The sequence below is a fragment of the Brevibacterium sp. BRM-1 genome (assembly GCF_026802075.1).
In the GTDB taxonomy this organism is placed as follows: Bacteria; Actinomycetota; Actinomycetes; order Actinomycetales; family Brevibacteriaceae; genus Brevibacterium; species Brevibacterium rongguiense.
Genome location: NZ_CP113788.1, coordinates 810700 through 834113 on the forward strand (window position 1 = coordinate 810700; position 23414 = coordinate 834113).

Here is a 23414-nt window from a genome sequence, read left to right on the forward strand (position 1 = left end):
CCGGCGGGCTGCCCCGAGGCTCGGGGTGCGCTCCGCTGCCGCCGGCGCGCCCACTGCCGCAGTGGGCGGGAGCCCAAGCCTCCCGGTGGCGCCGCCCGCCTGCGCCGCCTGCCTGCGCCGTCCCGCGATCCCGATGTGGCGGATCTGCACCGCGGCGCCCTGGCGCGCCCGGCCACGTTCGGTAATGTCGTGCCCGGCAGGACCCCACTCGGACTCGAGGAGATGAGGCACCATGACGCAGCAGGACGATCAGCAGCCGGACCAGCCGTACCAGGGCTCCCAGCCGCCGCCGACCACCGGCTCCCAGGTGCCCCAGTTCGGGCCCCACTCCCAGCTCAACGCGCAGAACCAGGCCCAGCAGCCGGCGCCCAGCCAGCCCGCGCCCGGTCAGCCTGCGTCCCAGGGGGCACCGGATACCGCGCCCAGCGGTCGGCCCATGCCCCCGGACTACAACCGCCCCCCGAGCGCACCACACCCCGGTTCGGGCTACCCCGCTTCCGCCGCCCCCCAGCCGGGCGCCGGCCCCCAGGCCTCCGGCCCGCAGGGCTACGGCTCGCAGCCCCCCGGTTCGCAGGGCTATGCGTCTCACGGTTACGGGTCCCAGGGCTACGGCGCGCAGCCCTATGGTTCGCAGGGCGCCTCGCAGCCCTCCGCATCGCAGGGCTACGGCGCGCAGCAGGTGCCGCCCGGTTCGCAGGGGTATGGCCCGCCGTCGGGCAATCCCGGCCAGCCGCACACCTACCCGGGCCCGCCGCCCGGGCCCGGCGGCCGGCCGGTGCCCCGGGGCCCCTATCCCCCGCAGGCCTACGGCGACGGCTCCGAGCGCTTCTGGAACGCCTCGCAGGACGAGCGCCAGCTGGCGATGTGGACGTGGCTCGGCACGCTGCTCATCGGGTGGGTGATGCCGCTCATCATGTTCCTCACGAAGGGCGATTCGCCCTACGTGCGCGAGCAGGCCCGGCAGTGCCTGAACTTCTCGATCGTCATGGTGATCGCCATGACCCTCAGCGCGGTGCTCATCTACGTCCTCATCGGTCTGCTCACCACCCCGCTGCTGTGGGTCTTCGAGATCGTCATCGCGATCATGGGCGCGATGAAGGCCAATGCCGGCCAGGGCTATAAGCCGCCCATGGCCTTCGACATGGTCAAGTGAGGCCGCTCAGGCGATGAGCCCGGTGAGTTCGCGGACCATGTAGTCCGCCAGCAGCCGGCCGCGCAGCGTCGGCGCGAACCAGGGGCCATCGGGTTCGAGGAGCCCGGCGGCCCCGAAGCCGGCCACGAGGTCCTGGGCTCCTGGGGGCAGGGAGTCGAGGGCCAGGCCGCGGCGCACCCGGGCGGCGAGCATGATGCGCTCGATCTCCCTGGTCTGCGGGTCGAGCACTTCGCGACCCACCGCCGGCGAGAGCCCCTCGGCCAGGCGCTGCGTCCAGGCCAGCGGGTGCTTGGCGTTCCAGAACCGCACCCCGCCGATGTGCGAGTGCGCCCCGGGCCCGAAGCCCCACCAGTCGGCGTCCGCCCAGTACGCGAGGTTGTGCCGGCAGCGCGTGTCCGCTCCGGTCGCCCAGTTGCTCACCTCGTACCAGTGCAGCCCCGCCGCGCGGAATGCCGCGTCGGCGAGTTCGTACTTGTCCGCGAGGTCGTCCTCGTCCGGCATGGGCAGCTGCCCGCGGCGCACCTGGGCGCCCAGCCGCGTGCCCGGCTCCACGATGAGCGAGTATGCGGAGACGTGGTCCGGGGCGACCGCGCAGGCCACCTCGAGGCTGCGCCGCCAGTCCTCGAGCGACTCCCCGGGCGTGCCGTAGATGAGGTCGACGCTGACCTGCATGCCAGCCTCCTTGACCCACCGGACCACCTGCGGGATGCGCGCGGGGTCGTGCGTCCGGTCCAGGGTCGCGAGCACGTGCGGGACGGCCGACTGCATGCCCATCGAGATGCGGGTGAACCCGGCGGCGGCGAGGACCTCCAGCCCCTCGGGGGTCAGCGTGTCCGGGTTCGCCTCCGTCGTGACCTCCGCGTCCGGGGCCAGCCCGAAGCGCGCCCGCAGGTCCCCCAGCACCCCGGCCAGCACCTCGGCGGGCAGCAGCGTGGGCGTGCCGCCGCCGAAGAACACGGTGGCGGCCGGCCGCGGAGGCGCACCGTGGGCCCCCAGCACCCGCAGTGCCAGGTCCGCCTCGCGGGCGAGGGTGGGCCGGTAGTCCGCACGCGAGGCGCCCGGCCCGAGCTCCTCGGCGGTGTACGTGTTGAAGTCGCAGTAGCCGCAGCGCACGCGGCAGTAGGGCACGTGGACGTAGAGGCTCAGCGGGCGGCCGGCGGCGTCCGCGGTGGCGCCGGCGGGCAGCGCACCGTCGCGCGGGGGCGCCTCGCCCTCCGGCTGTGCCGGCATCTTGCCTCCTCCGCACCGCCGCGGGCGGCTCCGGCACCGGCGAGGGCCGAGGGCCTCGCATAGGATGCGAATCACACCCGCAAGGAGGCGCCATGTCCAGTCCCTACGATCGTCCGCCCGCACCGCAGTACGGGTCCGGCCCGCAAGTCTACGGCTCGGGTCCGCAGCCGGGTCAGCAGGCCTCCCCCGGGCCCGGCGGCGTCCCGCAGTCCGGCGGTTACTCAGCGCCCGGTAGTTACCCGCAGTCCGGTGGTTACTCAGCACCCGGCGGCTACTCGACGCCCGGCGGCGTACCCGGGCCGCAGACCTACGCTTCCCCGCAGCCCGCTCAGGCCGGGCCGCCCGGTTCCGAGCCCGCCCTCGTCTCCCTGCCCGGGGTGACGATCACGCAGCACTGGGTCATCACCCCCTCCGGCGCGGCGCCGCGCGCGCAGTGCTCGCTGAGCGCCGGCGAGCGGGTGTCCATCACCCGGGCGACGCCCACCTGGGCGATCGTGCTGGCGATCGTGGGGTTCTTCGTCCTCACGATCTTCAGCCTGCTGTTCCTGCTGGCCAAGGAGCAGCGGGTCACGGGGTCGGTGGACCTCGTCGTGCGAGGACCCGGCATGCACTTCGCCACGAGCGTGCCAGTGGGCAGCCAGGCGGCCCTTGCCGGGCTGCGCATGCAGGTGGCGCAGGCGCAGGGCCTCATCGGGCACTGAGCCGCCTAGCGGTCGCCCTTCTTGTCGGCCTTGGCATCGTCGGAGGACAGCGCCGCGATGAAGGCCTCCTGGGGCACCTCCACGCTGCCCACCATCTTCATGCGCTTCTTGCCCTCCTTCTGCTTCTCCAGCAGCTTGCGCTTGCGGCTGATGTCGCCGCCGTAGCACTTGGACAGGACGTCCTTGCGCATCGCGCGGATCGTCTCGCGGGCGATGATGCGCGAGCCGATCGCGGCCTGGATGGGCACCTCGAACTGCTGGCGCGGGATGAGGTCCTTGAGCTTGCCGGCCATCATGACGCCGTATGCGTAGGCCTTGTCGCGGTGGACGATCGCGGAGAACGCGTCCACCGGGTCGCCGTGGAGGAGGATGTCGACCTTGACGAGGTCCGCGGCCTGCTCGCCGTCGTTCTCGTAGTCCAGGGACGCATAGCCCTTCGTCTTCGACTTCAGCTGGTCGAAGAAGTCGAAGACGATCTCCGCCAGCGGCATCGTGTAGCGCAGCTCGACGCGGTCCTCGGACAGGTAGTCCATGCCCTTCATCTGCCCGCGCTTGGACTGGCAGAGCTCCATGACGGCGCCCACGTACTCGCTGGGGGTGAGGACCGTGGTGCGCACGATGGGCTCGCGGACCTCGCGGATCTTGCCCGCGGGGTACTCGCTGGGGTTCGTCACCTCGAACTCCGAGCGGTCCTCCATCGTCACCTGGTAGACCACCGAGGGCGCGGTGGAGATGAGGTCGAGGCCGAACTCGCGCTCGAGGCGCTCGCGGACGATCTCGAGGTGGAGCAGGCCCAGGAACCCGCAGCGGAAGCCGAAGCCCAGGGCCGCGGAGGTCTCCGGCTCGTAGACGAGGGCGGCGTCGTTGAGCTTGAGCTTGTCCAGCGCATCGCGCAGCGCGGGGTAGTCGGAGCCGTCGATGGGGAAGAGCCCGGAGAAGACCATCGGCTTGGGATCGCGATAGCCGCCCAGCGCCTGGGTGGCCGGCTTCTTCGCATTCGTCACGGTGTCGCCCACGCGGGACTGGCGGACGTCCTTGACGCCCGTGATGAGGTAGCCCACCTCGCCCACGCCCAGGCCCTTCGAGGGGGTGGGCTCGGGCGAGGAGACGCCGATCTCGAGCAGCTCGTGGGTGGCCCCGGTGGAGAGCATCTCGATCTTCTCGCGCGGGGCCAGCTTGCCGTCGACGACGCGGACATAGGTGACGACGCCGCGGTAGGTGTCGTAGACGGAGTCGAAGATCATCGCGCGCGCCGGTGCGTCCGCGTCGCCCACCGGGTGCGGGGTCTCCGCCACGATCCGGTCGAGCACCGCCTCGACTCCCTCGCCTGTCTTGCCGGACACGCGCAGGCAGTCCTCCGGCTCGCACCCGATGAGGCCCGCCAGCTCCTCGGCGTACTTCTCCGGCTGGGCGGCGGGCAGGTCGATCTTGTTGAGCACGGGGATGATCGTGAGGTCGTTCTCGAGCGCCAGGTAGAGGTTGGCCAGCGTCTGCGCCTCGATCCCCTGGGCGGCATCGACGAGCAGCAGGGTGCCCTCGCAGGCGGCCAGCGAGCGGGAGACCTCGTAGGTGAAGTCGACGTGACCGGGGGTGTCGATCATGTTGAGCGCGTAGGCCCTGCCGTCAACCTCCCACGGCATGCGCACGGCCTGGGACTTGATGGTGATGCCGCGCTCGCGCTCGATGTCCATCCGGTCGAGGTACTGCGCGCGCATGGCCCGCGGCTCCACGACGCCGGTGATCTGGAGCATCCGGTCGGCCAGCGTGGACTTGCCGTGGTCGATGTGGGCGATGATGCAGAAATTGCGGATCAGCTCCGGGGCGGTCGCCGCAACGGCGATCGAATCCTTCATGGCGTCGCTGACCTGTGGCATTCGGCATCCCTCTTCCGGCGGCGGTGGACTGACGGTCCATTGTCCCATGCCGGCGAGCCCGCTGCCGGGCGCCCTCGCCCGACCGCGGCGACTCCGGCCGCGCCGACCCACCGGGCGCGCGCCTGACGCGTCGGCGCGCAGCGGCTAGCCTGGCGCCATGGACTTCTCCTCCCTGGCCCGCCGGGCCGTGCGCGTGGGCCTGCGCCGCGGCGCCGACATCCTCGCCCGCTCGCTGTCGGATTCCGGCCCCGAGGCGCGCACCCGCCGCCCGCGGGGCGGCCCGAACGGCTCGGGCACCTCGGGAGCGGGGCGGGGCGGCGCCGGGGACCGCGACCTCGATGCACGCGGCGGCACCGCCCGGCGCCCGGGTGCCGGGACCCGCGCGCGGGGCGACCGCGCGACCGGGGCGCAGGTGCGCGCGGGCGGCGACTATCAGCCCGCGCGGCCGGGGACGCGCAGCGGGCCCAAGCAGGGCGCGCCGCGCCGGCCCTCCGGCGGCTATCCGGGCGATTTCTCGGGGTCCATCCGCCCCGTCTACACCCCCGATCTGGACGGCGATGCCGACCCCGGCGAGGTCGTATGGGCGTGGGTGCCCTACGAGGAGGACTTCTCCCGCGGCAAGGACCGGCCGGTGCTCATCATCGGGCGCGACTCGGCGTGGCTCCTGGGGCTCATGCTCACGAGCCGCGACCACATCCCCGGTGGCATCGGCGAGATGCGCGAGGCCGACTCCGCGCTGTGGATGAACGTGGGCACAGGGGACTGGGATGCCCAGGGCCGGGCCTCGGAGATCCGCCTCGACCGCGTCATCCGGATCGCCGCCGGCGCAGTGCGCCGCGAGGGCGCGATCCTGCCGATGGGCCTCTTCTCCCAGGTCGTCTCCAACGTGCGGACGAGCTGAGAAGCGTGTATCCTTGAGGCTTGTATGTTCGCCGCGGCGCGTGTCTCGCCGAGGTCGGGCGGGCATACTCCCGGATTTCAGGCCCGCCGTGTTTCCCCGCGGCGCCGGCAGGTGGGTGCGGGAAGCCCTCACGACCATCATGACGACGACAGATAAGAGTGTTTGAAGTTGGCTAACATCAAGTCCCAGATCAAGCGGATCGCCACGAATGAGAAGGCCCGCCTGCGCAACAAGTCCGTGCGCTCCGAGGTCCGCTCGGCCGTGCGCGCGGTGCGCGAAGAGGTGCAGGCCGGCAACGCCGCCGAGGCACAGGCGAAGCTGCAGGTTGCCTCGCGCAAGCTGGACAAGGCCGTCTCGAAGGGCGTGCTGCACAAGAACAACGCGGCGAACCGCAAGTCGAAGCTCGCGAAGCAGGTCAACGGCCTCTGAGCCGCACGCTCACGGCAGTGAGCGCGTGACCTCCGCGGCCCAGGCCGCGCGCACGAAGGGACGGACCCGCCGGTCCGTCCCTTCGCTGCGTCTGGGCGGGGCCGGGCGGGAGTGGGAGCGAGAACGCCCGTGTGGGCGCAAGCAGCGTCCCTGTGTGCGGAAGCGAGGCCAGCGTCGGGGCACGGGCCGGCAGGAGGGCGCGCCCCCGTGCCGTGACCTCGGCACCGTGCTTGCCCGGCTTCTCAGCGCACTCGCGCGCGCCGGGCGACACCGGCCACGAGCCGTTCGACGGCGTAGACGGGATCGCGCCCGCCGCCCTTGACCGCCTCGTCGGCGGCCGCCGCGTGCATGAGCGCCTCCCCCAGCGCCACCTCGTTCCACTGGCGGGCCTCGCGGCGGGCGCGGTCGACCTGCCACGGCGCCATCTTCAGCTCCGCGGCTGCCTTGCCGGCGCTGCCGCTGACGCCCTGGACCTTCGCGAGCTGGCGCAGCTTGAGCGCCACCGCCGCGACGATGGGAACGGGGTCCGTGCCCGTGGCCAGGGCGTGGCGCAGCAGGCCAAGCGCCTCGGCCCCGCGGCCGGCGACCGCGGCATCCGCGACCTTGAACCCGGTGGCCTCCACCCGGCCGCCGTAGTAGCGGTCGACGACCGCGGTGGTGATCGGTCCCTGGGTGTCCGCGAGGAGCTGTTCGACGCCGGCCGCGAGCTCGGAGAGGTCCTGGCCGAGCGCCGCGAGCAGGGCCGCGAGCGCCTCCGGCTCGATGCGGCGCTGGGCCTCGTCGAACTCCTGCTGCGCATAGGCCTGCTTGTCCGCATCCGAAGTCAACGGCTTCGCGTCGATGCGGGGGTGGCCGCCCGCCTCGATGGCCTTGAGCAGCCGCTGGCCGCGGTTGCCACCGCCGTGCTTGAGGATGAGCATGGCATCGGGGTTCGGATCCGCGACATAGGCCAGCGCATCGGCGAGGAAGTCATCGGACATGCCGGCCAGCGAGTCGACGACGACGAGCTTCTGGGCGGAGAACAGCGAGGGGGCGCAGGCCATGTCGAGCTCGCCCGCCGCATAGGCCGCGGCATCGAGGAACGTCGTCTCCGGGTCCGCGCGCCGGCGGGCGGCGGCGATGATCCGGTCCTGCGCCCGGCGCACGAGCACGGCCTCGGAGCCCTGGATGAGCACGACGGGTGCCGGCGCCGCCTTGCGCCAGCTCGTCAGGGAGGTCTTCTTCGCAGCCACGGCCACACACTACCCCGGGCCCCGGACACAGCCGGCGGGGTGCCGCTACGGGTCGATCTGCGCGGCGCAGCCCCGCTGGCCGTCCAGCCGGCCGGCGTCCGTGATCCACACGCTGCCGCACTCATCGGTGCGCAGCACGGCCACCGGCCCGAAGGCGCGCAGCGCCTGCAGCGTGGGGTGGCCATAGGAGTTCTGGCCCACGGAGACGATTCCCGCGCGTGCCCCAGCCGCGCGGAAGAAGTCCGCGCTGAGGTCGGCCGAGCCGTGGTGCGGGGCCACGAGCACGTCGACGGGCTCGAGGCCGCGGGCGAGCCTGCGCTGCTCCTGCGCGCCGATGTCCGCGGGCAGCAGGAGGCTGAGCCGCCCGGCGTCGACGCGGATGACGAGCGCCTCGTCGTTGCGCGCCGCGCTGTCGGCAGCCGGCCGCTCCCCGCCCCCGGCCGCGCCCTGCGCCGCCCCTGAAGCACCGGCGCCCGGTGCGGACGCCGGCCGGGCCTCCGGCCACAGTGCGCGCCATGCCACGGCGCCCACCGCCATGCGCGCGCCGGCGCCGATGGGCTCACCCGCCCGGCCCACGAGGCCCGGCAGGCGGGCAGCCTTCGGATCGGCGGCCGCGCGCGGTCCGATCCACACCCGCTCAACGGTGCGCCCACCGCGCACCGCCCCGGAGATCCCCGCCCAGTGGTCGGCATCGAAGTGGGAGATGACCGCGTAGACCCGGTGCGCCCGCACCCCGCTGAGGCAGCGGTCGAGCGCCGCGGGATCCTTGCCGGCGTCGACGAGCAGAACGCGTGAGGCGTCGAGGCGCACGAGCGTCGCGCTGCCCTGGCCCACATCGCAGGCCAGCACCCGCCAGTCGGCGGGCGGAGCCGCGCCCGCCCCCAGCCGCGGCAGCGCCAGGCCGCAGCCCAGTGCCAGGAGCGCACCCGCGGCGGCCCACAGCCGCCAGCGACCGCGGCCCAGGACGATGACGGCCGTGGCCAGAGAGACGGCCGCGGCGAGCGCGATGCCGAGCCCACCGGGCGGCCAGGGCAGGGCGGCGCCCGGCAGGCCGGCCCCGGCGTGCGCAAGCCCCGCGATCCAGTCCGCGCCGAGTGCGGCGGGCCGGACGAAGACCTGTGCGAGCGCACCGTGGCCGGGCACCGTGAGCCCCAGCACGAGCCCGGAGCCCAGGCCGCAGCACAGCCCGGCCAGGCCGAGCACGGTCGCCGGCGCCACCGCGGGGCCCGCCAGGACGTTGAGGACGACCGCCCACGCACTCGGCGCCGAGCCCATGGCCGCGAGGAGCGGCAGGACGCCCGCCTGCGCGCACACCGGCACCGCGAGCGCGGCCGCGGCCAGCCGGGGCACGCGCAGCCGCGCCAGCAGGCGCACGAGCGGCTCGCCGAGGACGAGGAGAGCGGCCGTTGCCGCGGCGGACATCGCGAAGCCGGCCGAGGCCGCCAGCTCGGGGCGCGCGACGAGCAGGGCGGCGAGCGCTGCGCACAGCACGGCCACCCCGGAGCGGCCCACGCCGCGGGCCAGCACGAGCGCGCCCACCGTGCCCATCGCTGCAGCGCGCAGCACGGAGGCATCGGGGCCCACGAGGAAGACATAGGCGCCGGTGGCCGCCAGCGCCGCGCAGATCCCGGGCCCGCGCCTGGGGGTGGCGAGCCGCACGAGCGCCAGGGCGCCCAGGCTCACAAGCGAGATATTGGCACCAGTGATAGTTTATTTGTGAGGTGAGTGCTGACTATGCAGGCGACGAGACGTAGCAGAGGCCAGACGACCGTGGCCCGCGAGTACCTTCGTGTCTCCCAGGACCGGGACGGCAGAAGCAAGAGCACCAGCCAGCAACACGAGGAGAACGCGCGGGCTGTCGCAGAGAGGGGATGGAAGCTCCATCCGCAGGCGTACCGTGACGACGGCCGGTCGGCGTCGCGGTATGCGAGGCGGGCCCGAGAAGGCTTCAGTCGATTGATCAACGACCTCGCGACTGGAGACTTCGACGCTGAGATCCTCGTGGTCTGGGAGTCCTCGCGCGGCTCTCGTCGCACGGGAGAGTGGGTGACTCTCACTCAGCTGTGTGAAGAGAACTCGATTCGCATTTTCGTCACGACACACGGTCGCGACTATGACCCGAAGAACGCTCGTGACCGCCGGTCGCTGCTTGAAGATGCGGTCGACAGCGAGTACGAGTCAGCCAAGACTTCCGAGCGGATCCGCCGTAACGTGCGGGCCGCGGCGGAGGCCGGTCGGGTTCATGGGAAGAACCTCTACGGCTACCAGCGGATCTACGACCCCCGTACGCGCCAACTGCTCCGGATCGAGGAACACCCTGAACAGGCCCCGGTCGTGAAGAAGGCAGTCGAGCGGGTCCTCGCTGGAGACTCGTTCTACGAGATCGCGAAGGACTTCAACGTCCGTGGCATCCCTCCCCGTCGCCCTGCGTTCACGGAACGCCGCAAGAACTTGGGATGGACCCCTCACGCCGTTAAGCAAATGCTCAGTATGCCTGCGTACGCGGGCAAACGTCAGCACAATGGAAAAATTGTCTCTACCGCGCAGTGGCCTCCTCTGATCGAACCCGAGGAGTGGGACAAGCTAGCTCTCATCCTCAACAACCCTGCGCGTAAACGAAGTAGCGACTGGCCCGCTAAGCACCTGTTGACAGGCATCGCCGTGTGCGATGTCTGTGGGGCCGGGGTGATCGTTGGAAAGCAGAACCAGGGCAAGAAGCAGTACGACGAGAATGGCGAGCCGCTACCTCGCGAGCACTACTACTCCTACCTCTGCCGTGGAGTACCGGGAAAGGTTGGATTCCATACGGCAATGAAGGAGGAGTATCTCGACAGGATCGTCGTGGAGTACGTTCTCGCGCGTCTGGTCCAGCCTGATTTTCTGAGCACCTACGGCCGCAAGGATGGCAAGGTGGACGCAGAGCGCAAAGCACTCGTTGACGAGATCGACGAGCACGAGAGATACCTTGCAGGGGTTCGCGAGCAGGCGGCCGCACGGCACGATCTAGACATTTTGTTCGCGCAAGAGGACCTCATCAGGCCCAAGATCGCCGAAGCGCAACGGAAGCTCAATCAGTTAGTCGCGGCTGATCCGATCGTGGTCGAGTTGGCTTCGTCGAGCGATGTCCACGCCGCTTGGGAGCGCTTGGAGCTTGCCGACAAGCGACGAATCCTGCGACAGATGGTGGAGCCAAGGATCAAACGGGCGGAGAAGCCGGGCGCGCGCGGACTACAACCTGAACGAGTACTTCCCGGTTGGCGCGTCTGAGTAGCCCTTTCGATACGACAGACACCCGTGCTACGGTTTTGCCTAGGCAACTCGTAGCTGGGCAAGGACGTCTCGATGAGACGGTGACCACCGAAGTGACGACTAGCCGATCGTGCAGGCTCAGGGTCCGTAGACACACCCGCTGGCTCCTTCAGATGGGAGCAGCTTCGTAAGGACGATCACGAGGCAACACTTCTAACGAAGGTTGCTTCGCCATGTCCATCTTGTCTACCACCGGAACCGATCTGCTCTCCCTCGCCGAGGCGTCCGAGATTCGCGACGCAGAGGGTCGTCGACGCTACGGCTCCATCGACACCCTTCGCCGGAAGGTCAAGTCCGGCGAACTCCCCCATCGGATGATCGACGGGAAGTATCTCGTTGGCCGCTCAGATCTCGACGTGTGGCGGAAGTCCAAGGCCGACGAGCGGGCTTACGCCGAGCTGAAGGCAGCGGCCAAGCGGGCTGCGAAGCTTGCTCCTCCCATCAGCCGCGAACGTCGTGAGCTGATCGCTGCGATCCTGCGGGGTGCTTGATAATGGCACCTCTCGTTTCCCCGGCCTCAAGCGCATCAGGAGAGCCTCAGTCGGTGGACACGGCCGGTGCAGAATCGATGCCTCCGGGCGGCACCCACGGCGGCAAGGACCAGGGTGGCTCCGCGGTCGGGTCCGATCAGGAATCACACAATGCTGTGGAAGCTGTGGTTTCGGTAGATCGCTCGCCCTCCGGAACCTTGGTAGACCAGGCCAATCATGCGCCCGGGGAAGGACTTGAGAATCGCCCGAGCCCAACTGTGGAAACTGTGGATTTGGGCCTCCCTTCCACGGAATCGGCCGCGGGGCCGGACGGCGGGCCTGGGCCGCGGGCCTCAACTGATCCGTATGCGCCGGGTGGGCCTTGGGCGTACGCGGAGACGAAGTGCGGCCGGATCTTCAAGATCCAATCCGCGTGGGTTCACCCGGATAGCGGCGCGACTCTGATCACCAAGGAACGCGTTGAGCAGGCAGTACGCCGTAAGGGCAACCTGCGCACGGCGTGGATCGACCACGACCGCGACGCCTACTCCCAGGAGGACGTCGCCGCGAATCCTCGCGCGGTGCTCGGTCAACTCAAGCCCGCCCATGTGCATGTGGTCGAGGAGCGCCGGAACTCGACCTCCGTCGCCGCGGTCGCCCGCGCCTACGGACTGCCTCCGGAGCAGGTCGAGGTCGCCAAGGGACGCGGAGCCTTCCTCGATTGCTGCGAGTACCTCACCCATGAGCACACGCAGCAGCAGGCGTCCGGCAAGCACCTCTACGACGACGGGGCCGTTCACGCGAACTTCGACTTCCGCGGGGCGCTCGACCGTCACCGCGCGCAGCGGGCAGGACACGGAGAAGCTCAGGAGAACTCGCGGCTGTCGGCCGTCGACCGCCTGGCGATGATGGTGCAGAATGACGGCCTCACCCTGATGGAGGCCGAGGCCCTGGACCCGCTGGCATACAACCGGGGCGAAACACGCCTCGTCAGGGCTAGGTCGACTTACCTCGCGAAACAGCCGCAGCCTCCGTATCGGATGAACATCTACCTGTTCGGCGAGGGCGGTACGGGAAAAGATGCGCTGGCGCGGGCGATGGCCCGACAGATGGTGCCGGGAGACTGGGTACCAGGGGCCAAGGAGCCCTTCTTCGTCCTCGGCGGGGACAACGTGGGCTGGGAGGGGTATGACGGCGAGCTTGTCGTGATTATCGAGGAGGCAAGGGCAGGCAGCCTGATCAAGTCGTTCGGCCGCAAGGAACTGTTTGCCTTCCTCAATCCATTTCCAGGCCGCCAGAAGCTCAACATCAAGAACTCCTCTGTTCTGCCTGTCAACATCATCACGATCATGACCGGGCCGGACGATTACGAGACGTTCCTCGACGGACTCGCGGGTGAGTACACGGACAGGTCTGGGACCCGGTTCACGGCCGAGAATAAGAGCCAGAGCTACCGACGCTTCCCGATGATCATCCCGGTGCGGGACGACGAGTTCGACCTGATGGTCAACAAGGGTTTCGTGGACAACACCAGCGAGTACCGCGAGTACTACCGCTATCAGGGTGTTCGGCAGAACATCCGCCAGGTCCTTCGGCGCGTGAAGGGAATCGAGGACCCCGGCCGGCGTGTGGAGGTGCAGCTCGCGATCGAGGCAAAGCAGGTCCAGCCGATTCTGGCCCAGCACGAGCGAATCGTCTCGTCCGTGTCGACCGAGTACGAGGACCCCGACACCCTGGTCGAGGAGTTTTCTGGGCTGGGCGAGTTCGTGTCCGAGGAAGAGCGTGCCGCGTCACGGGCTGATGCGCTCGCGCGTGCCCGAGCACAGGCGGATGGTGTAACGGCTGGCTTTCTCGCGGCTGGGCTGATCAATCGAGCTTGGGTTGCCGAGCGGGAGGGGCTCCCACCGGTGATCTACAGCGACGGCAACCCAGACATGTCGCTCTGGGATGCCAGTACCGGAACCTACAACGGCCAACCTCCGCAGCCCCTTTCAAGGATCAGTCCGGAGTTCAAGTCGACCGACTGAGCGAGTCAGTGGGATGCGCGTCGATCACGGTCTACCCCGTCGGACAACTCGGAATGCGCCGCCTTCGTCGTCGAACGAGGTCCATCTGCAACTCATCGAACACATTCGTAGGAGGGTCTGGATGTCATCGAACACCACTGGTCAGGTGGTCGGCTACGTGCGCGTGAGCGCCGCCGATCAGAACGAGGCCCGGCAGCTCGAAGCAGTCGGTGAGGTCGACCGGCTGTTCTCCGAGAAGGTCTCGGGCAAGAACACCGCCGACCGCGAGCGGCTCCAGGAGATGCTCGCGTACGTGCGTGAGGGCGACAAGGTACGGGTGAAGTCGCCGGACCGGCTCGCCCGCTCGACGACGGATCTGCTCTCGATCGTCCGAGGCCTCGCCGCGAAGGGCGTCGCCGTCGAGTTCGTCGACAACCCGGCGCTGAACACGGACACGCCCCAAGGCGAGTTCATGCTGACGATCCTCGCGGCCGTCGCCGAGCTGGAGCGGGCCACTATCCGCGAGCGGCAGGCCGAGGGCATCGCGATCGCCAAGCGCAAGGGCGTGTACGCGCGGGGGCCGAAGTTGTCGGCTGAGCAGACCGCCTCCGCTCGTGAGCGGATCCGGGGCGGGGTCGCGAAGTCGGTCGTCGCCCGGGATCTGGGCGTGAGCCGGTCGACGCTGTACGCGGCGCTGGGCGGCACGGGTCGATACGCGGAGAGGGGGTGATGCGGGTGCAGCAGTGCGAGTGGTGCAGCTCCAGGGCGACGTGGGAGCTGATCACGCAGTGGTTCAGCTCGTTCGTGTGCGACGAGCACGAGGAGCAGATGAGCCACAACCTGATCGCCCAGGGGATCTCGATCCGGTCGTATGACCGGGTCGGCAGCTAGTAGACGAAGAGAGGAACGATCATGAGCAACGATCAGAAGAAGCCCGACCAGGAGCTGGTCAAGTCCATGCGCCAGGAGCTGGCGAAGGGCGGGGACAAGGCGGTGGAGCGCCGCTACGGTCCCGAGGTGAAGGGCAGCGCCGAGTACGCCGAGGCGCAGCGTCAGCGCAGGCAGGCGCAGGCGCGTGCCCGGGCGCAGCACCAGCGGGCGGCGGAGCAGCAGCGCGGTCCGGCTCAGGGTCAGCAGGCAAAGGCTCAGGCCGACAAGGACGCCCGCAGCAAGCAGCAGCGGCAGTCCGAGCGCGAGCGGGTGATCGAGGCCCGTAAGCAGCAGGAGCGCGAGCGCGATGCGTCCCTGAGTCGCTGATCCCGCGCAAGAGAAGACCCCCGGAAGCCTCGGCTCCGGGGGTCTTCGTGTGCGCTCAGGCGGCCTTGGGGCGAGCCTTGAACCTGAGCTGGGAGATGTCGACGAGGTTCACCAGCAAACCAGCGTCGGAGAAGGTGCCCGCGGCCGTGCCGGGGCGCTTGCCGCGCAGGAGCCGTCCCTCGTCCATTGACTTCGGAAGCAGGTCGGTGGCGTGCAGGGTGTCGGCCTTCTCGGACTGCTGGGACTGTCGGCCGAGGTGGTCGGTCGTGGTCTTGTGGCGTTCGCTCTGCCCGTACCACCACGCCGCTCGTTCGAGCATGTCCTTCTCGGGTGCGCCAACGAGGCACAGGACTGCGGGGAACACCTCGCGCAGCTCGTCCATGCCTTCCTTGCCGTAGCGCTTGGCGAACTGCGAAGTGGCCTGCACGGCGCAGAGCAGGTGGATGCCCATCGCGCGGGACTCGGTGACGACGGTCGGCAACTTCGGCCAGGGCATCGTGTTGCACAGCTCGTCGACGACCATGAGCAACCTCGGCAACCTGGTCTTCTCGGTCTGGTTGGCGCGCCAACGCTTTGAGATGAAGTCGACCGCCGAGACGGCGGCACCGGCCGCGACGCCGGTCGCCGGGGCGACCATGAACAGCGTGGCCTTCGGGTGGGCCAGCATCTCCGGGGTGAAGGCCCGCCGCGTACCGTCGCCGGCCACGGTGGAGCGCAGCCACGGGGCGACGGCGGACTTCATCGTCACCATGATCGAGTCGCGCATCTTCGTATCGAGCAGAGCCGCACTCTTCAGCTCGGATTCGAGCATCGGCGACAGCTCCTCCAGGATGCCGATGGCGTTGATCCAGCTCGGCTGCTCGGTGTCGTCCTCGTCGTCGGGGCTCAGGCGGCCGACGGCGGCCCGGGTCCAGGTGATGCCGCGCTGACCGGTCGCGCGCAGCAACGCCGCCAGCGGGGCGAGGGAGACGTTCTCCCAGAACGGATCACCACCACCGCCGCCCTTGTTGCCGCCACCGGCTCCGGCGGCACCGGACTGCATGAGGATGCTCGCGAGGTCCATGGCGTCGTCATCCGTGCGGATGAGCGCAGTCGGGTCGACGACGACCTTCTCGACACCGGGCGGCAGGGCGTCGTCGGGCACCTCACCCGAGAGGTCCAGGACGTAAGTGTGTCGACCACCGGCCCACTCGTGCCGCTGCTCCAAGCAGAGGTCGATGAGATCGGGCTTCGAGGAGACGGCGACGACCGGTCCCTGCCACATGAGGATGCCCGGGCCGAGGACGCGCCTCGACTTGCCGACACCGGAAGGTCCTGACACGAGCAGGTGCGGCGCGGTCTCGGCGGGCTTGCCGTCGATGAAGCCGCCGAACGGGGTCGGCGGCGGGATGTACGCGGTGCTGCTGAACAGAGCCACGGCTACTCCTTCTGGTGCGGTTCGTCCTTGTTGTGCCACCGGTTGGCTGTCGCGGTCTTGCCGCCCTTGGATCTGCTCTCGCGGAAGCTTGCGGCCTCCCGCTCGATGACGGCCTCCAGCTCCTCGTTGCCGAGCTTGCCTAGGCCGTAGACCAGCAGTGCTCTGCCAAGCACGCCGTGCGGGATGTTCGCCTCCGCAGCCGCGACTCGCAGCCGCTGAACTTGGTCGTCGGTCAGGGAGATGGCGAGCCTCGTCGCTGTCATGTCGTGGACCTCCTGGTAGCTCAATAGCACTAGATCGGGTGCTATGCCCAAGCGTACTTCCACGACCCCTCGCTTCTTTCCTAGCTCTGTAGCACATGCTATCATGCTAGGCACAGCTTCGATCGAAGGAGGACCCCATGGGTAAGTACGTTCTTGGCCTGATCGCCGTCCTGGTGCTGCTTGGCGGTACCTTCTTCCTCGGCTACACGGCAGGCATCAGCTCCGACGGTGGACGCGTCTGTCAGATGGACCCTCAGACCGGCCAGGCCACGGACAAGAGCGTGTGCATCGTCGACGGCGTGCGCTACGTCCCCGAGGACAGCCAGACCGATGAGTGAGCACCGCTGGGAGCGGGAACGAGCGGCCTGGGTTCTCGCCCGTGCTGGGCATCGCCCGGGCGCTCGTCGTCGTGGCGAGAAGCTCGCCGTCGTTGCCCGGCGCAACGACCGCTACGAGGCAGGTGCCGGTGACGCCGGATTCGCCGAGGTCACGACCAGGCCACTCCTCTACCGGGCGATCTTCCGTGAGGAGGGCGCAGCGAACACGGCGGGCTGGGCGTTGCTGGCCCTCATCGGCGTCATGGTCGTCGCGGTGCTCGCGGGACCAGCGCTGATCATCAGCCGGGCTGCGTACGGCACCTGGTGGGTGATGGTCCGCAAGTGGGGCCGCATGATGCCCGGTCCGTACCTGCTCATCGCTGCCGTGCTCGGCGCAGTGGCGTGGCTCGTGTTGTCGACGACGGGATTGGAGGGCGGTGCCCTCCTCGCGGCGCGATACGTCGCGTTCCAGGTGGTCGGAGGCGTCGCATGGGCGGCATGGCTGGTCCGCGCGAACGGCTGGGCGGCCGTGGCACGCAAGCAGAAGCAGTCGAAGCAGCGCATCGCTCCGATCGTCGTCGAGACCGAGGCACCGGCCGTGCCCGTTGAGGTCGACAACCCATCGCACCAGGAGCGCGACGACGAGCCGGTGGGCATTGCGCCGATCGTCATCGAAGTGGAGACCGAGGTCGGGCACGAGCCCGAGCACAAGGAAGGAGCCTGATCATGGCGAAGGGCAAGAGCAAGGGCGGCCAGGTCGTCGTCAACATCGAGCAGAACAACCGCATCTACCAGATCATCGCGACGCTGCTGCTGTGCGGTGCGATCGGCATGGTGGCGTACGCGCTGGCCAAGAACGGCTGGCTGGAGCTGGCCGCGACCATGCTCACGATGTTCCTCGTGCAGCTGACCACGCTGCTGTTCAAGAACGGCATCATCGGGCTCCCCGAGAAGCAGGATGACTCGGCGTTCAAGGGCACGAAGGGTCTGCTGCGCACGATGGCTGCGGACTTCCGCGAGTGGCAGGCACGGTCACCGATCTGGCGGCTTGCGGCCCTGGCGACTGGCTACACGCTCGCGTTCATGCTCGCCCGCTCGGGCATCAGCTGGGCGCTGACGGTCTTCACCAACGTGTGGATCGCGGGCGCAGCGGCAGCGTTCCTCGCCTCGCTGATCATCTTCCCCTCGCTGATCGGAAACGCAACGAAGTTCCTCGCGAGCAGGGCGACCGAGGGCAAGAAGCGCGGGCAGAGCGTCGAGGACGAGGAGAAGGAGGTCGTCACGAAGACCTTCGACCTGGACCAGGAGTAACCCCGGTCAGTTGCCGCGAAGGCGACCTACCGACGGGAGACCGGCACCGCCGGGTGGAGAGAGGAGACCAGCATGGCGAAGCAGACGAAGGCGCAGCGGATCGAGGCGAAGGTCGCAGGCGGCCTGTCGCACATCGAGGCGGAGATCGAGGTCGAGCAGGAGGACGCCGCTGCTCGTATCGCTCGGCTGCGGCAGCGGCAGGGAAAGGAGGACGCGAAGGTCCGCGAGATCGTCGTCGACCTCCTGGAGGAAGAGCACTCGGAGGTCTTCGAGCGCCTCCAGGCCAAGGCACGGGAGCAGCTGGCCGATGAGGCGCAGCGCCGTCGGGAGCGTGCGAAGCGGGCGACTCGTTCGTCCGAGTCCACGCCGCCGAGCGGTGTGGCTGCCGAGAAGTCGGCGTTCTCGGCCGGGGCGTGAGGCCGGTGGTTAGGAGGGGCGAGGGGAGGGCGCAGCCCTCCCCCGCAAGCTCCTTTGAGGAAGACGAGCGCCAGCGATGTCTGACGAAAAGGTTGCTTGCACCTCATGTGTCTGGGTGATCAGGCAGGGCAGGCATTTGAAGCACGACGACGAAGGAGGAGGGAATCACATGGCAAGCAACAACCCAGACACGCGGCCGCCGAGTAAGGGTGAGCGACTCACCGTGCGGTTCGACGAAGGAGAACTCGCACGCGTGAGGCGGCGAGCCCTTGCGATGGGGGTCGCTCCGTCGGCACTGGTGCGTGCCTCCGTCCTCGATGTCATCGAGGGCGGGGTCGTGCCGACGGCGATCGCGGCAGCGATCGCGGACCCCGAAGGGGTCACGGCGCACTCTCCTGCTCTGCGAGAGCTGCGCGTCGAAGTGAACCGCATCGGCGTGAACTTCAACCAGCTGGTGCGCAAGGTGCACAGCGACGGTGCCGCAACGCTCGGCAGTCCGACGGCGTTGGCGGTGCTCGCTCAGCTGACGGACGTGCTGCGCCGCGTCGAGGACGAGCTGGGTGGGACGAGGCGGGCGGCATGAGCGTCACCAACTCCAAGCGCATCGCCAAGACCCGGCCCAAGGTCGAGTACGAGCTGTACGGGGCGAAGGGCTCCGAGAAGTACCGGCGCAACAAGACCGAGGGCACCGACCGCGTGGCTGCACTGCGCGTGGACGCCGAGAGCCCCGAGGAGTTCGTCGATCGCGCCGAGGCACTCGCGACGGCCCATGGCCGCCGGATCGAGGCGCGGTCGATCATCCAGAGCTTCGAGAGCAGCGAGTTCGACCCGAACGACCCCGAGGCCGTGCAGACGGTCAACGACCTGGGCTACGAGTTCGCGAAGAAGCTGCACCCCAACAGTGACGTGCTGGTGATCACGCACGTCGACGGTGCGGGCGGCCACCCGCACAACCACATCACGGTCATCAACCACGACAACGTCACGGGCCGTGCGCTCCAGGGCAACAACATGCACTGGCACGTGGCGAAGCAGAACGACGAGCTGATGCGCGACTACGGGCTCCGCGTGGCCGAGCGCGGTTCACGCAACGTGGACCAGCGTTCGCTGTGGGAGCACCGGCGCGAGGGCGAGGCCGTATCGGAGTTCGACCGCCAGCTCGGCGATCAGATCGAGGAATCGCTCGCCGACCGTCGGTCAGTCGACCTCGCCAGCTACCGGCGAGTGCTGGCGGAGAAGGGCATCGAGCTGGACGAGAAGGTCCACGTCGTCAAGGCCAGCGCCGACGGCTCGACCCAGGACCACGAGTCGGTCGGGTGGACCTACAGGGCACTCGACACCACCGGCGAGAAGCCGAGGAAGCGGCGCAGGAAGGCCTCGTCGCTCTCCGAGGAGTTCACCCACCAGGGTGCACAGGAGATCTTCAAGTACAACCAGGAAAGGACGGTGCGCCATGAGCGCCATGGACAGGATCGAGCAGCAGGAGAGGGAGCAGTCGCTCTCGGAGATGTCCGCATTGGTCGAGCAGCTGCGCAACGAGCGGCAGGAGGACAGGCGCGTACTGGCTCAGCTGATCGAGTCGCAGAACAGCCTCACGTCGATGGTGGAGGAGCTCTCGACGTCGATGAACTCCGGCGCAAGCTCGAACGGGCCCGACGCGACTCTGAAGCTGGGCGGGGTGAAGAAGCGCCTCACGAGCCTGGAGGAAGCCGTGACCGCGCTCGGCGCGAGTCTGGCGAGCAGCGAGACCGTGCAGCTCGCCGACGGAAGCTCCTTGAAGAAGTCCGACGTGGAAGCCCTCGCCTTGATGGAGAAGACCGCGGCGCAGATCGCGGACCTTCGCTCTGAGCACGCCAGGCTCATGAGCGAGGTAGCTTCCAAGGCCCAGCCGCGAATCGACTACGACAGGCTCGTTGCGGGGCTCGCGAACCTGTTGGAGTCCAAGCTCGGCCCACAGATCACCGACAGCACGCAGCGCGTTGAAGAGGCCCTGAGCGCCCACGAACGCCGCCTCGACGCGCTCGGCGAGAAGAAGGTGACCGAGGTGAAGGAGTCGCTCCAGGAGGCCACCAAGGGCCTGGAGACGGCCGAGAGGACCGCAGCGCAGCTCAAGGGCGCTCTGACGTGGGCAGGGGTCGGCAAGGTCGCCGTGGCGCTGCTGCCGGTGGCACTCGTGGGGCTCGCCGTAGCGATGCTCCTGGGCATCGGTGGCCAGCTGTTCGGCGTCGGACCGCTCTTCGGCTGGGCCTGGGCGTCGTTCGCAGCGGCGGAGGCGTGGTGGCTGAAGCTGATCATCGCTGTCGTCACGGTTTCCGGGGCGCTCGGCGTGTGCTGGGTCGTCTACCGGCTCGGCAAGAAGCTGGCCGAGGTCTATCGCGGGTGGTGATCTGAGCCTTCTGACTGTGACAGGTTGATCTGGCCCCATCGTGACGGCCTGATCTGGCCCCACTGGCGACTCGCCGGGGTGGTTGTGACGGTTTGATCTGGCCCCACCCCAGCCTTGCTCACATCAGAGCACTCGAGGGATCGGGGTTGGGATGGGATCACGTGTGGAGTTGTTCGCTGCGATACGTCGGGACGCGCGGGTCGAGGAGATCTCGATCCGCGAACTGGCCCGCCGTCACGGGGTGCACCGGCGCACCGTAAGGCACGCGCTGGCATCAGCGGAGCCGGCACCACGGAAGGCACCGACACGGTCGGCACCGCGGTTGGACCCGTTCAAGGACGCCATCGACGGCATGCTCCGCGCGGATCTGGACGCGCCGAGGAAGCAACGGCATACCGCGACCCGGATCCTCGCTCGCCTCGTCGACGAGCAGGCCGCGACCGGTCTGTCGTACTCGACCGTGCGGGACTACGTGCGGGTCCGGCGGGCACAGATCGACCTCGAGGGCGGACGCCGCCTTGAGGCGTTCATCGCCCAACACCACGGCCCGGGTGAGGAGGCCGAGGTCGACTTCGGTGAGGTCTGGGTCGTCTTGGGCGGGGTGAGGACCAAGTGCTACATGTTCGTCCTGTGGCTCTCCCACTCCGGGAAGGCGATCCACCGTGTGTACCCCACCCAGGCGCAGGAAGCGTTCCTCCAAGGGCATATTGAGGCGTTCGACGCGATCGGCGGGATCCCCACGAAGCACATCAAGTACGACAACCTCACCTCCGCAGTCACGGCCGTCATCCACGGACCGGGCCGTGCCCGCAACGAGAACGACCGGTGGGTGCTGTTCCGGTCGCACTACGGCTTTGACGCGTTCTACTGCCAGTCCGGCATCGAGGGCGCCCATGAGAAGGGCGGCGTCGAGGGCGCGGTCGGGTGGTTCCGCCGCAACCACCTGGTCCCCATGCCTGAGGTCGATTCGCTTGACCAGCTGAACGAGCAGATCAAGGCGTGGGAGGCCGCCGACGAGGACCGGCGGATCAGTGGTCGCCTGAACACGATCGGGCACGACTTCACCGCCGAACAACCCCTGCTCAGGCCGCTGCCGATGGAGGTGTTCGAACCGGGACTGGTGCTGAACCCTCGCGTGGACCGGTCCTCGATGATCAGTGTGCGGATGGTGAAGTACTCCGTCCCGGCGCACCTGATCGGTCGCCGCGTGCGCGTCAGCCTGCGCGCGACCGAGGTGGTCGTGTTCGAGGGCCGCACCGTGGTGGCTATGCACCCACGGGTCGTGGCCCGGGGCACCAGCCGGGTCGTCCTGGATCACTACCTAGAGGTGTTGCGGTTCAAGCCCGGCGCCCTTCCCGGATCTACTGCTCTGGCGCAAGCCCGCGCTGCAGGGGTGTTCACCTCGGCGCATGAGGCGTTCTGGGCGGCCAGCCGGAAGGTCAACGGCGACGCTGACGGCACGCGTGAGCTCGTCGACGTCCTGCTGCTCCACCGCTCCCTCACAGCCGAGCAGGTCACCGCCGGGATCGCCGCCGCCCTGACCGTGGGCGCGGTGTCCGCGGACGTCGTCGCGGTCGAAGCCCGCCGACACACCCCCGACACCACCACGGCGACGGGTGGGGCCAGCTCTGACCGTCATCACGTTGCTCGAGGCGATACGCGCGAGCAACGCGTTGTCAGTCTGACCCAACGCCGCCTGACCGACCCTGCCGCAGTGATCGCCGGTCTCCCACCCGATACCCGGCCGATCCCGTCCGTGGTCGCCTACGACGAACTGCTCCCACGACGACGCACCACCACCCCTCCCACCCCTGATGTGAAAGCGAGCACCAGCTGATGAGCCCGACACCGGTGGCCACCCCGGTCAGTCCAACGTTGCGCCGCCGGCGTGGGATGACCGAAGAGGCCGCGATCGCCGCGGTCGACCAGGCCTGCCGCCGACTTCGGTTACCCACGATCCGGGCCCTGGTCGACGAGGCCCTGTCGGTGGCGAAGAAGGAGCAGCTGACCTACCAAGGCTTCCTGGCCGAGCTGCTGCTGGCCGAGGTCGACGACCGGGACCGACGCTCGTCGGTGCGCCGGGTCAAGGCGGCCGGGTTCCCGCGGGACAAGTGGCTCGGGGACTTCGACTTCGACGCCAACACCGCGATCAACCCCGCGACCGTGCACGAACTCGGCAAGGGCGACTGGATCCGCCGAGGCGACCCGCTGTGCCTGATCGGGGACTCCGGCACCGGCAAGTCCCACTTGCTCATCGCCCTGGGGACGGCGGCCGCCGAGCAGGGGTACCGGGTTCGGTACACACTGGCCACCAAGCTCGTGAACGAGCTCGTCGAAGCCGTCGACGACAAACAGCTCGCCAAGACCATCGCCCGCTATGGCCGGGTCGACCTGCTCATGATCGACGAGCTCGGCTACATGGAACTCGACCGCCGCGGCGCCGAACTTCTCTTCCAGGTCCTCACCGAACGCGAAGAGAAGAACTCCATCGCGATCGCCTCGAACCAGTCGTTCTCCGGGTGGACCGACACCTTCACCGACCCCCGCCTGTGCGCCGCGATCGTGGACCGGCTCACCTACAACGGCACCATCATCGAAACCGGCACCCACTCCTACCGGCTCGCCCACGCCCGGGCCAACGTTGTCGTATGACCGTGCGGCTCTATGGGCGGGCATCGCTCGATGCTTCTCCTCGCGGACTTGACCCAGGCGGCTCATTCCCTATTATCTGATCATGCGCT

At 69.1% G+C, this 23414-nt stretch carries 25 protein-coding genes; 19 read left to right on the forward strand and 6 right to left on the reverse strand.

The annotated features are described in order from the left end of the window. The first annotated feature begins 232 nt into the window (after positions 1-232). Positions 233-1153: a DUF4870 domain-containing protein gene (locus tag BRM1_RS03550; RefSeq protein WP_268528265.1), complete on the forward strand. Its 921-nt coding sequence runs from the start codon at positions 233-235 to the stop codon at positions 1151-1153. 6 nt (positions 1154-1159) lie between these two features. Here the strand turns inward: BRM1_RS03550 and hemW are convergent, their stop codons facing one another. Next, positions 1160-2383, reverse strand: coding sequence for a radical SAM family heme chaperone HemW (gene hemW, locus BRM1_RS03555; protein WP_160953971.1), 1224 nt, complete (start codon positions 2381-2383; stop codon positions 1160-1162). A 92-nt stretch (positions 2384-2475) separates the two neighbouring features. Between hemW and BRM1_RS03560 the strand changes: the two genes are divergently transcribed. Further along, on the forward strand, positions 2476-3084 hold the full coding sequence (locus BRM1_RS03560; RefSeq protein WP_160953972.1) for a hypothetical protein: 609 nt from the start codon (positions 2476-2478) through the stop codon (positions 3082-3084). A gap of 5 nt (positions 3085-3089) precedes the next feature. On the opposite strand, the gene lepA is transcribed toward BRM1_RS03560, so the two are convergent. Then, entirely contained in the window at positions 3090-4958 is a 1869-nt protein-coding gene (gene lepA, locus BRM1_RS03565; protein ID WP_160953973.1) for a translation elongation factor 4, read from the reverse strand. Positions 4959-5115: 157 nt separating this feature from the next. Between lepA and BRM1_RS03570 the strand changes: the two genes are divergently transcribed. Then, positions 5116-5859 (forward strand): hypothetical protein, encoded by a 744-nt coding sequence (locus BRM1_RS03570; protein ID WP_268528282.1) that lies wholly within the window; start codon positions 5116-5118, stop codon positions 5857-5859. A gap of 168 nt (positions 5860-6027) precedes the next feature. Further along, positions 6028-6288: a 30S ribosomal protein S20 gene (gene rpsT / locus BRM1_RS03575; RefSeq protein ID WP_268528285.1), complete on the forward strand. Its 261-nt coding sequence runs from the start codon at positions 6028-6030 to the stop codon at positions 6286-6288. 242 nt (positions 6289-6530) lie between these two features. On the opposite strand, the gene holA is transcribed toward rpsT, so the two are convergent. Then, entirely contained in the window at positions 6531-7520 is a 990-nt protein-coding gene (gene holA, locus BRM1_RS03580; RefSeq protein ID WP_268528289.1) for a DNA polymerase III subunit delta, read from the reverse strand. A gap of 45 nt (positions 7521-7565) precedes the next feature. Further along, positions 7566-9203 (reverse strand): ComEC/Rec2 family competence protein, encoded by a 1638-nt coding sequence (locus BRM1_RS03585; RefSeq protein ID WP_268528292.1) that lies wholly within the window; start codon positions 9201-9203, stop codon positions 7566-7568. Positions 9204-9290: 87 nt separating this feature from the next. Between BRM1_RS03585 and BRM1_RS03590 the strand changes: the two genes are divergently transcribed. The 6 genes from BRM1_RS03590 to BRM1_RS03615 all read left to right on the forward strand — a co-directional run bounded on the left by BRM1_RS03590 (position 9291) and on the right by BRM1_RS03615 (position 14562). Next, the gene (locus BRM1_RS03590; RefSeq protein ID WP_268528298.1) at positions 9291-10787 is read left to right on the forward strand and encodes a recombinase family protein; all 1497 of its coding nucleotides are present in this window, start codon (positions 9291-9293) and stop codon (positions 10785-10787) included. Positions 10788-11002: 215 nt separating this feature from the next. Beyond that, positions 11003-11320, forward strand: coding sequence for a hypothetical protein (locus BRM1_RS03595; RefSeq protein ID WP_268528302.1), 318 nt, complete (start codon positions 11003-11005; stop codon positions 11318-11320). Between the two features lie 53 nt (positions 11321-11373). Next, positions 11374-13326: a hypothetical protein gene (locus tag BRM1_RS03600; RefSeq protein WP_268528305.1), complete on the forward strand. Its 1953-nt coding sequence runs from the start codon at positions 11374-11376 to the stop codon at positions 13324-13326. Positions 13327-13447: 121 nt separating this feature from the next. Beyond that, entirely contained in the window at positions 13448-14035 is a 588-nt protein-coding gene (locus BRM1_RS03605; RefSeq protein ID WP_268528310.1) for a recombinase family protein, read from the forward strand. Then, complete coding sequence (locus BRM1_RS03610; protein ID WP_268528313.1) at positions 14035-14196, forward strand: hypothetical protein; 162 nt, start codon at positions 14035-14037, stop codon at positions 14194-14196. Before BRM1_RS03605 ends, BRM1_RS03610 begins: the two co-directional genes overlap by 1 nt. A gap of 21 nt (positions 14197-14217) precedes the next feature. Beyond that, positions 14218-14562, forward strand: coding sequence for a hypothetical protein (locus tag BRM1_RS03615; protein WP_268528316.1), 345 nt, complete (start codon positions 14218-14220; stop codon positions 14560-14562). Between the two features lie 55 nt (positions 14563-14617). Here BRM1_RS03615 and BRM1_RS03620 read toward each other — a convergent pair whose 3' ends face one another. Both BRM1_RS03620 and BRM1_RS03625 read right to left on the reverse strand, forming a co-directional pair. Further along, positions 14618-15979 (reverse strand): type IV secretory system conjugative DNA transfer family protein, encoded by a 1362-nt coding sequence (locus tag BRM1_RS03620; protein WP_268528318.1) that lies wholly within the window; start codon positions 15977-15979, stop codon positions 14618-14620. A gap of 2 nt (positions 15980-15981) precedes the next feature. Continuing rightward, on the reverse strand, positions 15982-16242 hold the full coding sequence (locus tag BRM1_RS03625) for a hypothetical protein (RefSeq protein ID WP_268528321.1): 261 nt from the start codon (positions 16240-16242) through the stop codon (positions 15982-15984). Positions 16243-16379: 137 nt separating this feature from the next. On the opposite strand from BRM1_RS03625, the gene BRM1_RS03630 reads away from it, so the two are divergent. From BRM1_RS03630 to istB, 9 genes are all read left to right on the forward strand, one after another. Beyond that, positions 16380-16580: a hypothetical protein gene (locus tag BRM1_RS03630; protein WP_268528322.1), complete on the forward strand. Its 201-nt coding sequence runs from the start codon at positions 16380-16382 to the stop codon at positions 16578-16580. After that, on the forward strand, positions 16573-17283 hold the full coding sequence (locus BRM1_RS03635; RefSeq protein ID WP_268528323.1) for a hypothetical protein: 711 nt from the start codon (positions 16573-16575) through the stop codon (positions 17281-17283). The genes BRM1_RS03630 and BRM1_RS03635 overlap by 8 nt, the downstream gene beginning before the upstream one ends. 2 nt (positions 17284-17285) lie before the next feature. Continuing rightward, positions 17286-17870: a hypothetical protein gene (locus BRM1_RS03640; RefSeq protein WP_268528324.1), complete on the forward strand. Its 585-nt coding sequence runs from the start codon at positions 17286-17288 to the stop codon at positions 17868-17870. Between the two features lie 72 nt (positions 17871-17942). After that, positions 17943-18287, forward strand: coding sequence for a hypothetical protein (locus tag BRM1_RS03645; protein ID WP_268528325.1), 345 nt, complete (start codon positions 17943-17945; stop codon positions 18285-18287). Positions 18288-18456: 169 nt separating this feature from the next. Further along, positions 18457-18870 (forward strand): hypothetical protein, encoded by a 414-nt coding sequence (locus BRM1_RS03650; RefSeq protein ID WP_268528326.1) that lies wholly within the window; start codon positions 18457-18459, stop codon positions 18868-18870. After that, entirely contained in the window at positions 18867-20135 is a 1269-nt protein-coding gene (locus BRM1_RS03655) for a relaxase/mobilization nuclease domain-containing protein (RefSeq protein ID WP_268528327.1), read from the forward strand. Before BRM1_RS03650 ends, BRM1_RS03655 begins: the two co-directional genes overlap by 4 nt. Continuing rightward, on the forward strand, positions 20077-20673 hold the full coding sequence (locus BRM1_RS03660; protein ID WP_268528328.1) for a hypothetical protein: 597 nt from the start codon (positions 20077-20079) through the stop codon (positions 20671-20673). The genes BRM1_RS03655 and BRM1_RS03660 overlap by 59 nt, the downstream gene beginning before the upstream one ends. 151 nt (positions 20674-20824) lie before the next feature. Next, positions 20825-22510 (forward strand): IS21 family transposase, encoded by a 1686-nt coding sequence (gene istA, locus BRM1_RS03665; protein ID WP_268528330.1) that lies wholly within the window; start codon positions 20825-20827, stop codon positions 22508-22510. After that, positions 22510-23325 (forward strand): IS21-like element helper ATPase IstB, encoded by an 816-nt coding sequence (gene istB, locus BRM1_RS03670; protein ID WP_154594513.1) that lies wholly within the window; start codon positions 22510-22512, stop codon positions 23323-23325. Before istA ends, istB begins: the two co-directional genes overlap by 1 nt. Positions 23326-23414: the final 89 nt, after the last annotated feature.

What these genes read in the sequence shown, in the direction of transcription:
- BRM1_RS03550 (WP_268528265.1), top strand. Translation starts at nt 233, where the DNA reads ATGACGCAGCAGGACGATCAGCAGCCGGACCAGCCGTACCAGGGCTCC.
- hemW (WP_160953971.1), bottom strand. Translation starts at nt 2,383, where the DNA reads ATGCCGGCACAGCCGGAGGGCGAGGCGCCCCCGCGCGACGGTGCGCTG.
- BRM1_RS03560 (WP_160953972.1), top strand. Translation starts at nt 2,476, where the DNA reads ATGTCCAGTCCCTACGATCGTCCGCCCGCACCGCAGTACGGGTCCGGC.
- lepA (WP_160953973.1), bottom strand. Translation starts at nt 4,958, where the DNA reads ATGCCACAGGTCAGCGACGCCATGAAGGATTCGATCGCCGTTGCGGCG.
- BRM1_RS03570 (WP_268528282.1), top strand. Translation starts at nt 5,116, where the DNA reads ATGGACTTCTCCTCCCTGGCCCGCCGGGCCGTGCGCGTGGGCCTGCGC.
- BRM1_RS03595 (WP_268528302.1), top strand. Translation starts at nt 11,003, where the DNA reads ATGTCCATCTTGTCTACCACCGGAACCGATCTGCTCTCCCTCGCCGAG.
- BRM1_RS03605 (WP_268528310.1), top strand. Translation starts at nt 13,448, where the DNA reads ATGTCATCGAACACCACTGGTCAGGTGGTCGGCTACGTGCGCGTGAGC.
- BRM1_RS03610 (WP_268528313.1), top strand. Translation starts at nt 14,035, where the DNA reads ATGCGGGTGCAGCAGTGCGAGTGGTGCAGCTCCAGGGCGACGTGGGAG.
- BRM1_RS03615 (WP_268528316.1), top strand. Translation starts at nt 14,218, where the DNA reads ATGAGCAACGATCAGAAGAAGCCCGACCAGGAGCTGGTCAAGTCCATG.
- BRM1_RS03625 (WP_268528321.1), bottom strand. Translation starts at nt 16,242, where the DNA reads ATGACAGCGACGAGGCTCGCCATCTCCCTGACCGACGACCAAGTTCAG.
- BRM1_RS03630 (WP_268528322.1), top strand. Translation starts at nt 16,380, where the DNA reads ATGGGTAAGTACGTTCTTGGCCTGATCGCCGTCCTGGTGCTGCTTGGC.
- BRM1_RS03635 (WP_268528323.1), top strand. Translation starts at nt 16,573, where the DNA reads ATGAGTGAGCACCGCTGGGAGCGGGAACGAGCGGCCTGGGTTCTCGCC.
- BRM1_RS03640 (WP_268528324.1), top strand. Translation starts at nt 17,286, where the DNA reads ATGGCGAAGGGCAAGAGCAAGGGCGGCCAGGTCGTCGTCAACATCGAG.
- BRM1_RS03645 (WP_268528325.1), top strand. Translation starts at nt 17,943, where the DNA reads ATGGCGAAGCAGACGAAGGCGCAGCGGATCGAGGCGAAGGTCGCAGGC.
- BRM1_RS03650 (WP_268528326.1), top strand. Translation starts at nt 18,457, where the DNA reads ATGGCAAGCAACAACCCAGACACGCGGCCGCCGAGTAAGGGTGAGCGA.
- BRM1_RS03655 (WP_268528327.1), top strand. Translation starts at nt 18,867, where the DNA reads ATGAGCGTCACCAACTCCAAGCGCATCGCCAAGACCCGGCCCAAGGTC.
- istA (WP_268528330.1), top strand. Translation starts at nt 20,825, where the DNA reads ATGGGATCACGTGTGGAGTTGTTCGCTGCGATACGTCGGGACGCGCGG.
- istB (WP_154594513.1), top strand. Translation starts at nt 22,510, where the DNA reads ATGAGCCCGACACCGGTGGCCACCCCGGTCAGTCCAACGTTGCGCCGC.